17 protein-coding genes are annotated in these 14,674 nt (G+C 68.9%); all 17 read left to right on the top strand.

The window, feature by feature from the left end; translation table 11 throughout:
* Positions 1 to 21 precede the first annotated feature (21 nt).
* A complete protein-coding gene (gene mazG, locus HNQ61_RS22825; protein ID WP_205762245.1) occupies positions 22 to 825 on the top strand; it encodes a nucleoside triphosphate pyrophosphohydrolase in 804 nt (267 codons plus the stop codon).
* A gap of 37 nt (positions 826 to 862) precedes the next feature.
* Positions 863 to 2,356: a sensor histidine kinase gene (locus HNQ61_RS22830; RefSeq protein ID WP_170040091.1), complete on the top strand. Its 1,494-nt coding sequence runs from the start codon at positions 863 to 865 to the stop codon at positions 2,354 to 2,356.
* Between the two features lie 20 nt (positions 2,357 to 2,376).
* The gene (locus HNQ61_RS22835) at positions 2,377 to 2,982 is read left to right on the top strand and encodes an outer membrane protein assembly factor BamD (RefSeq protein WP_170040093.1); all 606 of its coding nucleotides are present in this window, start codon (positions 2,377 to 2,379) and stop codon (positions 2,980 to 2,982) included.
* Between the two features lie 341 nt (positions 2,983 to 3,323).
* Entirely contained in the window at positions 3,324 to 3,617 is a 294-nt protein-coding gene (locus HNQ61_RS22840) for an SWIM zinc finger family protein (RefSeq protein ID WP_170040095.1), read from the top strand.
* Positions 3,618 to 3,695: 78 nt separating this feature from the next.
* Positions 3,696 to 4,673, top strand: a complete 978-nt coding sequence (gene nhaR, locus HNQ61_RS22845; RefSeq protein ID WP_170040097.1) for a transcriptional activator NhaR — start codon at positions 3,696 to 3,698, stop codon at positions 4,671 to 4,673.
* 435 nt (positions 4,674 to 5,108) lie between these two features.
* A complete protein-coding gene (locus tag HNQ61_RS22850) occupies positions 5,109 to 5,936 on the top strand; it encodes a zinc metalloprotease HtpX (RefSeq protein ID WP_170040099.1) in 828 nt (275 codons plus the stop codon).
* 191 nt (positions 5,937 to 6,127) lie between these two features.
* The gene (locus HNQ61_RS22855; RefSeq protein ID WP_170040101.1) at positions 6,128 to 6,601 is read left to right on the top strand and encodes a PIN domain-containing protein; all 474 of its coding nucleotides are present in this window, start codon (positions 6,128 to 6,130) and stop codon (positions 6,599 to 6,601) included.
* The gene (locus HNQ61_RS22860) at positions 6,582 to 6,764 is read left to right on the top strand and encodes a hypothetical protein (protein ID WP_170040103.1); all 183 of its coding nucleotides are present in this window, start codon (positions 6,582 to 6,584) and stop codon (positions 6,762 to 6,764) included. The genes HNQ61_RS22855 and HNQ61_RS22860 overlap by 20 nt, the downstream gene beginning before the upstream one ends.
* A gap of 207 nt (positions 6,765 to 6,971) precedes the next feature.
* Positions 6,972 to 7,139, top strand: coding sequence for a hypothetical protein (locus HNQ61_RS22865; RefSeq protein WP_170040105.1), 168 nt, complete (start codon positions 6,972 to 6,974; stop codon positions 7,137 to 7,139).
* A gap of 254 nt (positions 7,140 to 7,393) precedes the next feature.
* On the top strand, positions 7,394 to 8,335 hold the full coding sequence (locus HNQ61_RS22870) for an ATP-binding protein (protein ID WP_170040107.1): 942 nt from the start codon (positions 7,394 to 7,396) through the stop codon (positions 8,333 to 8,335).
* Between the two features lie 856 nt (positions 8,336 to 9,191).
* Positions 9,192 to 9,665, top strand: coding sequence for a peptidylprolyl isomerase (locus tag HNQ61_RS22875; RefSeq protein ID WP_170040109.1), 474 nt, complete (start codon positions 9,192 to 9,194; stop codon positions 9,663 to 9,665).
* Between the two features lie 4 nt (positions 9,666 to 9,669).
* Positions 9,670 to 10,272, top strand: coding sequence for a hypothetical protein (locus HNQ61_RS22880; protein ID WP_170040111.1), 603 nt, complete (start codon positions 9,670 to 9,672; stop codon positions 10,270 to 10,272).
* Positions 10,269 to 11,456: a trans-sulfuration enzyme family protein gene (locus HNQ61_RS22885; protein ID WP_170040113.1), complete on the top strand. Its 1,188-nt coding sequence runs from the start codon at positions 10,269 to 10,271 to the stop codon at positions 11,454 to 11,456. Before HNQ61_RS22880 ends, HNQ61_RS22885 begins: the two co-directional genes overlap by 4 nt.
* A gap of 390 nt (positions 11,457 to 11,846) precedes the next feature.
* Positions 11,847 to 12,863, top strand: coding sequence for a YpdA family putative bacillithiol disulfide reductase (locus tag HNQ61_RS22890; RefSeq protein WP_170040115.1), 1,017 nt, complete (start codon positions 11,847 to 11,849; stop codon positions 12,861 to 12,863).
* Entirely contained in the window at positions 12,860 to 13,285 is a 426-nt protein-coding gene (locus tag HNQ61_RS22895) for a YfiM family lipoprotein (protein ID WP_170040117.1), read from the top strand. The genes HNQ61_RS22890 and HNQ61_RS22895 overlap by 4 nt, the downstream gene beginning before the upstream one ends.
* Positions 13,282 to 13,683 (top strand): hypothetical protein, encoded by a 402-nt coding sequence (locus tag HNQ61_RS22900; RefSeq protein ID WP_170040119.1) that lies wholly within the window; start codon positions 13,282 to 13,284, stop codon positions 13,681 to 13,683. Before HNQ61_RS22895 ends, HNQ61_RS22900 begins: the two co-directional genes overlap by 4 nt.
* Before the next feature lie 110 nt (positions 13,684 to 13,793).
* A complete protein-coding gene (locus HNQ61_RS22905) occupies positions 13,794 to 14,672 on the top strand; it encodes an STAS domain-containing protein (RefSeq protein ID WP_170040121.1) in 879 nt (292 codons plus the stop codon).
* Positions 14,673 to 14,674: the final 2 nt, after the last annotated feature.

The raw sequence follows: 14,674 nt of genomic DNA on the forward strand, positions 1-14,674 counted from the left end.
GCCGCGTATTCTAGGCCCATCGTGAGTGCATCGCAAGCTGAAAACCCCGCTCCCCGGGATGAAACCGGGGTCCTGGACCGCGCCCTGGCGCTGGTTCAGTTTCTGCGCGCCCACTGCCCGTGGGACGCAGCCCAGACCCCCGCGTCGCTCACCCGCTACCTTCTGGAGGAAGCACACGAGGTGGCGGGCGCCATCGCCGGCGGCGACGCCCATGCGCTGGAAGGCGAACTGGGCGACCTGCTGCTGAACGTGGCGTTCCAGGTGGTGATCGGCGAGGAAACGGGCGCGTTCGACCGCGAAAGTGTGGTCGCGGGGCTGGAGCAAAAGATGCGCCGCCGCCATCCCCACCTGTACGGTCTGGGGCCCGAGGAACCGTGGGCCGCCATCAAGGCCCGCGAGCGCGCGGATCAGCCGGCGACGGGCATTCTGGACGACGTTCCCGGCGGGCTGGATCCCCTCCTGCGCGCTTTTCGCGTACAGGAGCGCGTGGCCCGCGTGGGCTTTGACTGGCCCGATCCCACCGGTGCGCTGGACAAGGTGGCGGAGGAAACGGACGAGGTGCGCCGCGAACTGGCGGAGGGAGACGCCGACCGGCTGGAGGACGAGCTGGGCGACCTGCTCTTTGCCGCCGTCAACGTCGTCCGGCTGGCGGGCGCCCACCCCAGCGCCGCGCTGGCCCGCGCCAACGCCAAGTTCGAGCGCCGCTTCCGCGCCCTGGAAGGCGTGGCCCGCGAGCGCGGAGTGGTGATGGAAGGCGCTTCTCTGGAAGAACTGGACGTACTGTGGGACGAAGTCAAGCGCCGCGAGCGCGAGGGGACGGCGTGAACCGCGCCGTCTTCCGCGCCTCCCTTCACGAAACGCCATGAAGCTGCGGCAGAGAATCGTCCTTGCCCTGGTCGGGATCGCGGCCATCCTCATCATCCCCGCCGCCTTTGCGCTGTGGGGATTGAACGAGCTGCACAAGATCGCGCAGACGCTGGACGCGCGCGACGTGGAGGCCACCGACGCGTACGGCGACCTGCGTGACGCGCTGGAGTCCGCCTCCGACGGGCAGACCCGCTTCGTCGCTCTCCACCAGCTGGGCGACGTCACCGAGGGGAGCGCGGGCGACACCACGGCGGCCCGCATCCGTGTGGACTCGGCGTCTGCCCGGGTGGGGCGCGCCTTCCAGAACCTGCGCGACTCGCACTACGGCGACGCCATTCCCCGCGCGGAGCAGCTGTGGCACAGGCTGTCTTCGCAGATCGACCGCGAGCGCTCCATCATCGCGGCGGGCGGCGACACGCCGGAGGACCTGCGCCGCGAAATCGCCAGCGGGTTCGCGCAGATGGAAAAGGAGGTGGTTCCCATCGGGGCCGCCATCCGCGACCGCACCGGCGACGAGGTGGACCGCGCCGAGCGGGTGGCCCGGGGCGCGGTGAGCACCACGCTCACGGCGCTCGCCATCGCCCTCGGGCTGACGGTCATCCTGGGCACCTGGCTGACGCGGACGCTGCTGCGCCCCGTCGGCGAGCTGCGCCGCGGCATGGGGACGGTGGCGGAGGGAGACCTGGATCCGCATCTCCGCATTCCCGTGGAGCGCCCGGACGAGCTGGGCGACCTGGCGCGCTCGTTCCGCACGATGACGGCGCGGCTGCGGGAACTGGACCGGCTCAAGGCGGAATTCGTGTCCGTGGCCTCGCACGAGATCAAGACGCCGCTCAGCGTCATCCGCGGCTACGTGACGCTGCTGGCGGACGGCATCTACGGCCCCGTGTCGGACAAGCAGCGCACCACGCTGGAGGCGGTCAACTCGCAGGCGGACCGGCTGACGCGCCTGGTTCACCGGCTGCTGGACGTAAGCCGGTTCGAGGCGGGCGGCGGGCGGCTGGAGTTGCGCGAGATTGACCTGCGCGCCTTTTTCCGCGAGCTCACCAGCGGCTTTCAGGTGCTGGCCACGCAGGGAGGCATCGACTTTCCCGTGCACCTGGCGCCCGACCTGCCGCAGACCATCACCGGCGACGAGGACCGGCTGAACGAGGTGCTGGGCAACCTGCTGAGCAACGCCTTCAAGTTCACCTCGCGCGGCGGCAGCATTCGCGTGGACGCGGCGCGCTGCCCCGGCGGCATCTGCGTGCGGGTGGAGGATTCCGGCGTGGGCATTCCGGCGGACAAGCTGCCGCGCATCTTTGAGAAGTTCTACCAGGTGGACAACGACGTGCAGCCGCGCTCGGTGGGCTCCGGCCTGGGGCTGGCGATTTCGCGGGAAATCGTGGAGGCTCACGGGGGCACGATCAGTGCGGAAAGCGAAGAGGGCCGGGGCACGCGCTTTCGCGTGGAACTCCCGGAGCGGCCGCCCGCCCCCAAGGCGGCCTGACGCCCCTCCGCCGATTCTGGATGAGACCCGCTGTTCTTCTGCTCTGCGCCTGTGTTCTGTCGGCGTGCTCGGCCGGCCAGGGCCGCGTGCCCACGGGCCCCGACGCGCCCCGTTCCGCCGACGGGCTCTGGCGGCAGGCGCACTACGCGCTCCGTCAGGACTCCGGCCGCGTGGCCGTCGCCGCCTTTCAGCGGCTGGCGAACGAACACCCGCGCTCCCGCGAGGGGCGCGAGGCCCGCTACTATCTGGGCACGCTGTATCTGAACCCGGACGGACCCACGTTCAATCCGGGGCTCGCGGCGCAGAACCTGGACGTGTTCGTGGCCGCGGACTCCGCGGGCGGCGCCCTGCCCCGCCGGCCCGAGGCGGCGATGCTGCTGGACCTGGCCCGGCAGCTTTCCCTGCCGTGCGAGCAGCGCCAGGGCGAACTGCGCTGTGATCCCAACGTCATCGTGCGGCCCCGCGGAACGGGAACGGACACGGTGGTGGTGCCGCGCGGCAACGCCGAAGGGAGCGCCGAGGCGGCCCGCCTGCGCCGCGAGGTGGCCGAGCGAGACGCCACTATCCGCAGCCTGCGCGAGGAACTGCAGCGCATTCGCAACACGCTGGCGCCCCGGCCCGAGTAGCTTTCCGGGACGACCGGTGGCGCGCCGCCGGTTCCAGTTTCCACCTGATCGACCAGGCCCCGAACGAGATGCCGCCGCGCTCTCGTCCGGGGCTTTTTCACGTTCGTCGTCCAGGTCCGCCAACGGCTCTCACGCGGAGGTCGCGGGGGTCGCGGAGGTCGCGGGGAAGCTTCGCGGGAGAGACACTCGAAGCGCTGATTGCGCTCTCCGCGCTCCCCCTCCGTACCCGCCGTACTCGTTGCGTTTCCGGGTCGAAAACCCGAACAAAAGGCGAACACTGGAGTTGCTGCGGGGTATCATCTCAGACGGGAAAGGAACGGAATCACTCGGAAAGGACGACCATGGAGATGATCGATTTCGAGGGTGCGGGCGGGGTGGAGACCGGCCGGCTGGAACGCTGCCTGGGGCTCACGGCCGTGCGCGTGGGGCTGGGCCGCTACCGCGTCACGGGCGGCGATGAGCCGCACTGGGTGGATCTGCGTTCGCAGCTGGTTCCCCGCTGCGACTGCGGAGACCACCTGTGGCGCGAACGGGTGTGCAAGCACATTCTCGCCGCGCTGCTGCGCGAAGGCGACCCGCGGGTGATTCGCGAAGTGGGCGGTCTGGTGCGGCAGCTGCGGGGCCCGCGCCGATAGCTTTCCGTTATGCATCTTGCCCGGCGGTGTGCGTGGGGTGTATGACTCAGGGGAGCCATCCACACGCGGACACCGCCCATGACACAGCTGAACTACAAGCACCTGCTCTACTTCTGGACGGTGGCGCGCGAAGGAAGCGTCACGCGCGCCTGCACCATGCTTCACCTCACGCAGCCGGCCATCAGCGCGCAGATCCACAAGCTGGAGCGGTCGCTGGGGGAAAAGCTGTTCCAGAAGAGCGGCCGCAACCTGGTGCTCACCGAGGCGGGACAGGTGGCCTTCCGCTACGCGGACGACATCTTCCGCACCGGGCACGAGATGGTGGACGTGCTCAAGGGGCGCCCCACCGGCCGGCCGCTGCGCCTGGCCGTGGGGATCGCGGATTCCATCCCCAAGCTGGTGGCCTACCGGCTGCTGGAGCCCGCTCTCTCCCTTGGCGATCCGGTGGAACTGGTGCTGGTGGACGACCGGCCGGACCGCCTGCTCGCTGAACTTTCCATCCACGCGCTGGACCTCGTCCTTACCGACAGCCCGCTTCCGCCCACTTCCAGCGTCAAGGCGTACAACCACCTGCTGGGGGAGTGCGGTGTCACCCTGTTCGCCACCTCCGAGCAGGCCGCGGAACTGCGCGAGCAGTGGCCGCGCTCACTGAACGGCGCCCCCTTCCTGATGCCGACGGAGAACACCACGCTGCGGCGGTCGCTGGAACTGTGGCTGGACCAGGAGGAGATCCGCCCCCGCACCGTGGCCCACATCGCCGACAGCGCGCTGATGATGGCATTCGGCCAGGCCGGCGTGGGCGTGTTCGCGTCGCCCTCCGTGATTGACGCGGAGGTGCGGCGGCAGTTTCGCGTGGAGGCCATCGGCGCGATGGACACCATCCGCGAGCGCTTCTACGCCATCAGCGTGGAGCGCAAGCTCAAGCATCCCGCCGTGGTGGCCATCTGCGAATCCGCGCGCCAGCACCTGTTCGAGCCCGCCCGTCCCCACACCCGCAAGCCGCGCCAGCCATCCCGCGCGGCAACCATGAACCCGCCGCCGGCTGCCGGCGCGTAGCCGCGCTCCCGCGCTTCGTGGATGCACAGTTCTGCTAATCCACATATAATTTTATTATGCTTACGGGATGCCTAGGAAGCGTATATCCTTGTTACGTGGGTATTTGCGCTGGAGATGCGCGGATCGGTCCCGCCGGGCGAGGTCGGAATTCGCTTCGGGAATGAATAGGTGGGCTTGAACGGCGGTGGCGTGATTGCGATTTTTCATCGTCGCCGGCCGCGGCCAGAAATCTGCCTGCGGCACGCACTCCGGCCTGATGTGGAGTCCCTGAACCGGGATGGAACCGATGATGGCATTGTGGATCTGGAGCATGGTGGCGGCGCTTCTGGGCGCGGGAATGATCCGGTGCGGAGAGCGCGCCCCGAAACCCGCCCCGGTGCGGGTGCGGGCCCGCAACGGCCGCTGACGGGGGATGTCACGCAAGGGAGGGATGGGATGAACAACGCCAAGGTTTTCGTGCTGATGGCCGGGCTGACCGCCCTGTTCGGCGGCGTGGGCGCGCTGCTGGGCGGCCAGTCCGGAATGGTGATGGCGCTGGTGTTTGCCGCGGTGATGAACGTGGCGATGTACTGGGGATCGTCCACCATGGTGCTGCGGATGTACGGCGCCCGGGTGGTGACCGCGGCCGAGGCGCCGGAGTTGTACGAGATGGTGGACCGCCTTCGCCAGCGCGCCGGGCTGCCCATGCCGGTGGTGGCCATTGCGCCGCACGCCCAGCCCAACGCCTTTGCCACGGGGCGCAACCCGGAGCACGCCGTGGTGTGCGTGACGGCGGGGCTGATGGACCTGGTGTCGCGCGAGGAGCTGGAAGGCGTGGTGGCGCACGAGCTTGCGCACATCAGGAACCGCGACATGCTGCTGCAGACGGTGACGGCCACCATGGCCGGCGCCATCAGCAACCTGGCGCACTTCGGCCTCTTCTTCGGCGGCCGCGACGACGAGGACGGAAGCCCGGCCGCGGCCCTGATGATGGCGATTCTGGCGCCCATCGCGGCGATGCTGATTCAGTTTGCCATCAGCCGCCAGCGCGAGTTCAAGGCCGACCAGGTGGGCGCGCAGATTTCCGGGCGCCCCCTGGCGCTGGCGAGCGCGCTGGCCCGGCTGGAAAACGGCGCGCGGCGCATTCCCATGGACGTGGCGCCCGCGGTGGCGCCGCTGGCCCAGGTGAACCCGCTGGCGGGAATGGGGGGCGTGTCCAAGCTGTTCAGCACGCACCCGCCCACCGAAGAGCGCATCGCGAGGCTGCAGGCCCTCGCCGCCTGATCGCCGGACACGGCAGATCATCACTCGCTCACAAAGTACCGTGCCTCCACGCCAATCGGTGTGGAGGCACACTCGTTTCAAGCCACCCGCGTAGCAATAAATGGACACTGTTGACAATCACCCCTGAACCCGCGATCTTTGAGGCTGTCCATAGTGGCTGGGTTGGTCTGAGATGATGGAGGGCAAGCCGGGTGAGCGGGCAGCGGATCTACATCGATACCTCAGTGATCGGGGGATGCTTCGACTCTGAGTTTGCGCCCTGGTCCACGGGCCTGTTCACGGATTTTCGGCTCGGGATCTATCGTCCGGTGGTTTCCGAGGTGGTCGAGGCGGAACTGGTCGGTGCGCCAACACCTGTGAAGGAGTTGTGGATCGAGCTTCTGGACTTGCATGCAGAAATGCTGTTCGTCGGCGACGAGGTTGACACACTCGCGAAGATGTACGAGGCGCGGGAAATTCTCTCACCCAAGTACTTCAACGACGGCCTGCATATCGCACTCGCGACAGTTGCGGAAGTAGATTCCATCGTGAGTTGGAACTTCAAGCACATCGTGAACTACAGAAGAATGCAGCTGTTTAACGCGGCCAATCGCGACTGTGGATACTCTCCCGTACATATTCGCACTCCAAGAGAGGTGACGCGCCATGGACGAACTGAGGATTGACGCTGTTGCGATGGTTCGCGCCATCCGCGATGCCCATTACGAGATGCTGAAGGATGCGACTCAGGAAGAGCGGATCAGGTTCTTTCATGAGGAATCCGCGAAGTTCAGAGCAGAAATGGCGGAGCGTCGGTTGGCTGGGCGCCATGCCCGAGATGGTAACTGAACAGCGCTGGGCAAATGGATAAGCTTTCCGTTGACGCGCTTGCGATGGTGCGACGGATCCGGGATGATCACACCCGGCGGTTGAAGGGCGCGACGCCGGACGAGGTCATCCGCTTCCACGCGGAACGGGCCGATCGACTGCATGCGCAGTTCGCACGTGACCGCGCGGCGCGGCAAGGAGGCGGGAGTGACATGGACGATCTGACGATTGACGATCGACGCTGTCGCGATGGTGCGGGCGATCCGCGATGCCCACCACGAACTGCTGAAAGATGCGACTCAGGAGGAGCGGATCAGGTTCTTCGAGGAGGAATCCGCCAAGTTCAGAGCGGAAACGGAGGAACGGCGGCTAGCCGGACATCAGCGCCGCGACTGATCGTACGCTCCGCGACAACGCCCCCGCGCCCGAAATCGGCGCGGGGGCGTTTTGCATCCTGCTGGCAGAGGGGTCAGGGCACGCCGCAGGGCGATTGCGAGACCCGCCGCGATTGTGGCGGCGGGGTACAGGGCGGACTCCGATCCGCAGATGAGAGCGGGCCCAATCCGCGCACAGTGGACGAGGGGCGGACTTTCTCGCCGGTGCGGCGGGTGATACGTTGTGGGGATGATGAACCCCGCTTTCGGCCGTCCATGACGCACGTCATCTCCGTACCTCCCACGCTGGACTCCGACGCCTTCGACGCCATGGTCGATGAAGCGTCGCGGGCCGGGGACGCGCGCCTGCTGTTTGACGCGCGCCACGTCCGCTTCGCCGATCCGTACGGCATGACGGGGCTGCTGGCGCTGGGCGAGCACTTCACGCGAGACGGCGTAAAGCCGATCCTGCAGTTTCCGCAGGCGTCGGATGTGGGGGGCTACTTCACGCGCATGGGCTTCGTGGGCGCGGCGGGCGCGGCGTTCGAGATGCACGACGCGCCGCGGCCGCGCATCGGCGAGTCCGGGGTGATGCTGCCCATCACCGCGATCAACTCGCACGAGGACGTGCACGGGGTCATCGACGAGCTGAACGAGAACCGCATCAGCACGCTGCTGGCGGAGCAGCTGGGCTACTCGCGGGCGGACGCCATCGCGTTCAGCATGCTGCTGAGCGAGGTGTCGCAGAACATCATCGAGCACGCGGACGCGCCCGGGTGGGTGGGCATTCAGACGTACCGCCGCTGGCGCCGCATCGACAAGCGCGTGGTGGTGATCGCGGTGATGGACCTGGGTATCGGCTTTCGCGGATCGCTGGACCGGGAGCATTCCGGCCGCTTTGGCGAGCGCTGGGGCGACGCCACGGCGCTGGAAGCGGCGTTCATCCACGGAGTGACGCGCTTTCGCGATCCGGGACGCGGGCAGGGGCTCAAGCAGATCCGCAAGAAGGTGGGGCGCTGGGGGGGAAAGATCGCCATCCGCAGCGGCACCGCGCGCATCGCGGACGTGCCGGACTGGGACGACGGCGTGCCGATGGTGACGGACCTGGCGAACTTTCCCGGGTCACAGATCCTGATCATCCTTCCTGCAAAGTCGGAAACGCCGCCCGCGGAGCCTGCCGCCCGCGCCGCCGCGCCGGCCCGGCCCGTCCGCCGGTAAGGCGGCTCCGCTTCGCGCGGTCGATGAGGTGGCGTCGGCAGCCGGTGCGTCATCTCCCGCGCGGTGTCATCCTGAGGGAGCGCAAGCCGCACCATCCGCCGCGACGATGCTTGGCGCGACCGAAGGATCTGGCCTGGACACGAGCCAAGCGCGCGTAACGCACCGAGATGGCCCACCGCAGTCCGCGAAGGCGGACTTCGTGCCTCACCAGCGGCGAACTCATTCGCTCGCGGACGCCCGTGCGACTATCGAGGGGACCGGCTTCGCCCGCCCCTCCGGCATGCCGGGCGAGGGCGGCGCGGGGCGGATGGTTGGCTTGGCGGACGGTAGATCCTTCGTCGGCACCAAGGTTCGGCGCCGCTGACGGCGCGGCCGGTGCCTCCTCAGGATGACATGGATAGGGGACCGCGATCGGGGTGGCGGACTGGTCGGTCCCGGTGAGATGCGCCGGTGCGGGCCGGATGGTTGGCTCGGCGGATGGTAGATCCTTCGTCGGCACCACGGTTCGGCGCCGCTGACGGCGCGGGCGGTGCCTCCTCAGGATGACGCCCGTTCGGCGCGTTCGGCGCCTCTGACGGCCCGGTCGTGCCTCCTGAGGATGACGCCCGTTGGGCGCGTTCCGCGCCTTTCACAGCCCGGTCGGGGCCTCCTGAGGATGATGCCCGTTGGGCGCGTACAGGGCCGCTGACGTGCGGCCGGTGCCTCCTCAGGATCACGCCCGTTGGGCAGATTCCGGCATCCGCGTCACGTCCGGCATCCGCGTCACTGTCCGGCACTCGCGTGAGTGCAGGTTCCGGGTGGGGTCCAATCGAACGAGATCGTTTACCTGTTTCACTTCTCCACAGAGAGCACCGACATGGCGACCGTTACTTTTCAGACCAACAAGGGCACGTTCACGGCCGAGCTGTACCCCAACGAGGCGCCCGGCACCGTGGACAACTTCACCAAGCTGGTGAAGGACGGCTTCTACGACGGCATCATCTTTCATCGCGTGATTCCGGACTTCGTCGTGCAGGGCGGCGATCCCATCACCAAGGAAGCGGGCGGCCTGAACAACCCGCGCGTGGGCAGCGGCGGCCCGGGCTACAAGATCAAGTGCGAAACGGCCGGCAACCCGCACAAGCACGAACTCGGCGCGCTTTCGATGGCGCACGCCGGCAAGGACACGGGCGGCAGCCAGTTCTTCATCGTGCTGAGCGAGCAGAACACGCGGCACCTGAACGGCGTGCACACCGTGTTCGGCAAGGTGACCGAGGGCCTCGACATCATCACGCAGATCCGCGCCGGCGACAAGATGGAATCGGTGACGGTCAACGAGGCCGCGGCCTGATTCGATGCTTCAAGGGCGCAGGATCGCTCCGCTTCCCATCGACCTGTCGCACGCCGCCCGCCGTTCGGTGACCTCTCTCTTCAGCAACCTGGTTACGCGCCCCACGGGGCGCGCCATCCGGACCGGCGTGGAGAGCCAGATCGCCGAAATGGAGGACGCCGAGCGGCAGGTAACGATGAGTATCCTGGACTTTTCACAGGTCCGGGTGCTGGACTATTCCTGCGCCGACGAAATCGTCGCCAAGCTGCTGCTGCGGTACCTGGGCGAAGAACGACCCGCCGAGGCGTTCTTCGTGGTCCGCAACCTTCAGGAGCACCACGTGGAGGCCATCGAGGCCGTGCTGGAGCGGCACGGCCTGCTGGTGGTGGCGGTGGACGATGACGGCCCCGTTCTTCTGCTGGGCGAAACGGACCCCGTGCAGCGCGCCGTGTGGGATGCCCTGGTTCGCCGCGGCCGCGCCTCGCGCGCGGAGCTGGCGGAGGAAACGGGGCTGGCGCGCGAAGCGGTGACCGGCGCGCTGACGCACTTCTATCTGAAGCGGGTGGCCGCCGTGCACGTGGACGGCACCGTGTCGCCGCTTTCCGCACTTCTACTGCAGGACGCATGATGGCCAGCCACGGCGGGTTGGGTACGCGCGCGGTTCACGCCGGAGACCCGGAGCCCCGGCCCAACGCGCCGGTGGTGAACCCGATCGTCCCGAGCACCACGTTCTACATGGACCCCGACGGCGGGGGCGACCTGCTGTACTCCCGCTACGGAAACGGGCCCAACCACACGGTGGTGGAGGCGCGGCTGGCGGCGCTGGACGGCGGCGACGACGCGCTGGTGCTGGGAAGCGGGATGGCGGCGATGGCGTGCGCGATGCTTTCGCTGCTGCAGGCCGGCGACCACGTGGTGGCCACGGACGCCATCTACGGCGGAACCCGCGCCCTGCTGAGCACCGAACTGACGCGGCTGGGGATCACCACGACGTACGTGGACTTCTTTTCCCCCGGATGGCGGGAAGCGATCCGTCCGGAAACGCGCGTCGTCCTGGGCGAGTTTCCGTCCAATCCGCTGCTGCGCGTGGCGGACCTGCGCCCCATCGCCGACGCGGCGCACGAGCACGGCGCGGCGCTGGTGGTGGACGCGACCTTTGCGTCGCCCTTCAACTTCCGCCCGCTGGAGCACGGGGCGGACCTGGTGATGCACAGCGCCACCAAGTACCTGGCCGGTCACAGCGACGTGACCGCCGGCGCGCTGGTGGGGAGCCATGCGCGGGTGGGCGAGGCGCGCAAGCGGGCGCGCGTGTGGGGGCCCATGCTGGATCCGCACGCGGCGTGGCTGCTGGAGCGCGGGATGAAGACGCTGTCCGTGCGCATGGAGCGCCACAACCGCAACGGGATGGAGATTTCCCGCTGGGCGGAGGGGCGGCCGGAGATCGCGCACACCTTCTATCCCGGGCTGGCCTCGCACCCGGACCACGAGGTGGCGTCGCGCATTCTGGACGGCTTTGGCGGGATGATGGGGATTGAACTGCGCGGCGGCGGGCCCGCGGCGTCGCGCTTCGTGCGGGCGTTGCGGCTGGCCAAGGTGGCGCCCAGCCTGGGCGGCGTGGAATCGCTGGTCTCCGAGCCGCGCCACACCTCGCATGGCGCCATGACGCCGCAGGAACGGGCGGACAACGGCATCCGCGACGGCTTCATCCGCGTGTCTCTCGGCATCGAGGACGCGGCAGACCTGATCGCGGATCTGGAGCAGGCGCTCGTGGCCGCGGAAGACGGCCCGGAGCAGCGCGAAGCGGCGGAGTGACGATCGCATGCAATCGTCTTGAACTGCCGTTTCACACGGAGGGCACGGAGGGGGCACGGAGGTCACGGAGGGGATTCCCTCGGACCCGCGTGCCCCTTCCACATTCCACCATCGATCAATGATTTCGGTTTCTCCGCTCTGCTGCTCCGCTGCTCTGCTGCTCTGCTGCTCTGCGTGAGCCATTCCGTTGCGCTGTTCCTCCGTGCCCTCCGTGCATCCTCCGTGACCTCCGTGTGAAACGGCAGTTGCTGTCGTGCGAGTAGCGGCCCATCAGCACGGTCGCCAGATTGCGCGGCGGGACCGGCCCCGGCGAGGTGGTGTAAGTCATCCGGCGCGCCTCGTGCGACAGGCGGCGCGAACACCGGACGGATTGCAGAGAACGACAGCAGAATGACCGAGATCGTCGACATCGCAGTGGTGGGCGCGGGGCCGTGCGGGCTGGCCGTGGGGATCGCGGCGGAACAGGCGGGGCTGAGCTGCACGCTCTTTGACCGCGGCGCCATCACGCAGGCCATGATGGATCATCCCACGTACGTCACCTACTTCAGCGGGCCGGAAAAGCTGGAGATCGGCGGCATTCCCTTCACCACCTCCGGCGACAAGCCGTCGCGGCGCGAGGCGCTGCGCTACTACCGGAAGACGGCCGAATTCTACCGGCTGGACGTGCGGCAGTACGAAGAGGTGACGGAGGTCGCGCGCGATGGCGAACTGTTCGTGCTGCGCACCACGGCGCGGGGCGGACAGCACGAGCACCGCGCGCGCAACGTGGTGGTGGCCACCGGCTACTACGACAATCCGCGCCTGCTGAACGTGCCCGGCGCGGAACTGCCCAAGGTGCGCTACTACTTCGACGAGCCGTACCCGTACTGGAACCAGGACGTCGTCGTCATCGGCGGGGGCAACTCGTCGTCAGACGCGGCGCTGCTCTGCTGGCGCGAGGGCGCGCGGGTGACGATGGTCCACCTGTTCGAGGGGATCGACCGCGGCGTGAAGCCGTGGGTGAAGCCGGACATCGAGAACCGCATCGCCGAAGGCTCCATCCCCGCCCTGTGGCGCCACCAGCTGGTGGAGATCCGCCCGGGCGAGGTCGTGGCCGAAAGCCTGGAAACGGGCGAGCGCGTCGTGATCCCCAACGACTGGGTGCTGGCGATGACGGGATACGAGCCGGACCCGTGGCTCCTGCGCAGCCTGGGAACGACCATCGACCCCATCACCGGCGTCCCCGTGCACGACCCCGCGACGATGGAAACGGACGTGCCCGGCGTGTTCGTGGCTGGCGTCGTGGTCAGCGGGCACGACGCCAACAAGATCTTCATCGAGAACGGCAAGCTGCACGGCCCGCTGATCGCCGCCCGGGCGGCCGCGCGCCGCGTGGGCGGGCTCACCCCAGACGAGGTCCGCACGTGAATCCCTGCATCCTGATGCTGTGCCTGGCGCTGGGCGTCCCCGCCGCCCCGGGTGCGCCCGCCGCGCCGGATGCCGTCCTCGCCGCCCGCACCCGCCTGGGCGTGTACGGCGAGGCTCGCCCCGCCGCGCTGCGCCGTCCAGGGCCGCCGGACCCGCCGCGCGACAGCTGGCTGGGCGAAGACAAGCTGAAGCACTTCGCCGTTTCCTTTGTGGTCACCAGCCTGGCCGCGAGCGGCGCCCGCGCCGCGGGGCTCAGCCGCGACGCCAGCACGCTGGTGGGCGCGGGGACGGGCGTGGGCGTGGGCGCGTGGAAGGAGTGGCGCGACCGCAGCACCGCGGGGAGCACCCCGTCGTTCCGCGACTTTGCGTGGGACGCCGCGGGAGTGGGCGTGGCCGCGGCCGTTCAGCAGCAGACCAGGTGAGTACGGCGATGGAGCAGGTGCCCGAGGTGCCGGCGCGGCTGGTGTTCGCGTCGGGCGAGTGGACGGAGGCGCGGGCGCGCGTGATCGAGCGCAGCCCGGCGTGGCGGCGCAGTTCGGCGCTGGCCAACCTGTCGCTCTGGCTGCTGATCCCGCTCGTCTTCTTCATCCCGCCGCACATTCCGTGGGTGCTGCTGGTGTTCTTTCTGGGCGCGTACCGCGCGTTCAACCGCTTCCGCGAGCAGCGCACCCTTGTCAGCCTCCGGGGCAAGTGCCCCAAGTGCGGAACGGAGCAGGAGTTCAGCGAGCTGGGTCGGATGAAGTACCCCCACGTGGTGCGCTGCTCGAACTGTCAGTGGGACCTGCGGCTGGAAGCGCCGCTGGCCGGGGCGGCATCGTAGTTCCCTCCCGATGCGCCCGGGGAGCCCGCCGCGGGATGCCGGCCCGGCCCCGGCCGCGTACATTGTCCGCCGGGTGCACCCTCGCAAACGCCTGAACACCGAAATCATCCATGACGGCCACCAGCGGCGACCTGTTCGCCTCCGCCCTGTCCACCGACCGCGACGCGCTGCTGGACGCGTGGCTTCGCGAACAGGCCTCCGCGCGCAACGGGCGCGCCGGCCTCATTTCCGCGGCGGAGCTGCGGCAGCAGGGCGCCGAGTTCATTGAACTGCTGAACGCCGCCGTGGTGGCGGGCGGGGGCGAGGTCGCCGGCGCCGCCTTCAACGGCGTGCGCGACCTGCTGAGCCGCGTGTCGCGGCAGTGGGCGCTGCAGGGACTGTCGCCCACGGAAACGGCCACCTTCGTCTTTTCCCTCAAGCAGCCCGTCTTCAGCCGCATCCAGCAGGACGGCGCGGATTCCGAGGCGCGGATGGACGGGCTGTGGCGCGCCACCGCCGTGCTGGACGCGCTGGGCCTGTTCACCACCGAGGTGTACCAGCGCAGCCGCGAGGAAGTCATTCACCGGCAGCAGATGGAACTGATGGAGCTCAGCACCCCGGTGGTGAAGCTGTGGGACGGCATTCTGGCCCTGCCGCTCATCGGCACGCTGGACAGCGCCCGCACGCAGGTGGTGATGGAAAGCCTGCTGCAGCGCATCGTGGATACGGGGTGCGCGGTGGCCATCATCGACATCACCGGCGTGCCCATGGTGGACACCCTGGTGGCGCAGCACCTGATCAAGACGGTGGCGGCGGCGCGGCTGATGGGGGCGGAGTGCATCATCAGCGGCATCCGCCCGCAGATCGCGCAGACCATCGTGCACCTGGGGGTGGACCTGGGCCCCGTGGCCACCAAGGCCACCCTGGCCGACGCATTCCGCCTGGCGCTGCGGCAGACCGGCCAGTCGCTGGTGGCGGCCGCGCCGGCGCAGGCCGCGCGGCGGAGCTGACC

Source organism: Longimicrobium terrae (genome assembly GCF_014202995.1).
GTDB classification, from domain to species: Bacteria; Gemmatimonadota; Gemmatimonadetes; order Longimicrobiales; family Longimicrobiaceae; genus Longimicrobium; species Longimicrobium terrae.

What these genes read in the sequence shown, in the direction of transcription:
- HNQ61_RS22890 (WP_170040115.1), top strand. Translation starts at nt 11,847, where the DNA reads ATGACCGAGATCGTCGACATCGCAGTGGTGGGCGCGGGGCCGTGCGGG.
- HNQ61_RS22850 (WP_170040099.1), top strand. Translation starts at nt 5,109, where the DNA reads ATGAACAACGCCAAGGTTTTCGTGCTGATGGCCGGGCTGACCGCCCTG.
- HNQ61_RS22880 (WP_170040111.1), top strand. Translation starts at nt 9,670, where the DNA reads ATGCTTCAAGGGCGCAGGATCGCTCCGCTTCCCATCGACCTGTCGCAC.
- HNQ61_RS22840 (WP_170040095.1), top strand. Translation starts at nt 3,324, where the DNA reads ATGGAGATGATCGATTTCGAGGGTGCGGGCGGGGTGGAGACCGGCCGG.
- HNQ61_RS22885 (WP_170040113.1), top strand. Translation starts at nt 10,269, where the DNA reads ATGATGGCCAGCCACGGCGGGTTGGGTACGCGCGCGGTTCACGCCGGA.
- HNQ61_RS22860 (WP_170040103.1), top strand. Translation starts at nt 6,582, where the DNA reads ATGGACGAACTGAGGATTGACGCTGTTGCGATGGTTCGCGCCATCCGC.
- HNQ61_RS22830 (WP_170040091.1), top strand. Translation starts at nt 863, where the DNA reads ATGAAGCTGCGGCAGAGAATCGTCCTTGCCCTGGTCGGGATCGCGGCC.
- HNQ61_RS22875 (WP_170040109.1), top strand. Translation starts at nt 9,192, where the DNA reads ATGGCGACCGTTACTTTTCAGACCAACAAGGGCACGTTCACGGCCGAG.
- nhaR (WP_170040097.1), top strand. Translation starts at nt 3,696, where the DNA reads ATGACACAGCTGAACTACAAGCACCTGCTCTACTTCTGGACGGTGGCG.
- HNQ61_RS22835 (WP_170040093.1), top strand. Translation starts at nt 2,377, where the DNA reads ATGAGACCCGCTGTTCTTCTGCTCTGCGCCTGTGTTCTGTCGGCGTGC.
- HNQ61_RS22905 (WP_170040121.1), top strand. Translation starts at nt 13,794, where the DNA reads ATGACGGCCACCAGCGGCGACCTGTTCGCCTCCGCCCTGTCCACCGAC.
- HNQ61_RS22870 (WP_170040107.1), top strand. Translation starts at nt 7,394, where the DNA reads ATGACGCACGTCATCTCCGTACCTCCCACGCTGGACTCCGACGCCTTC.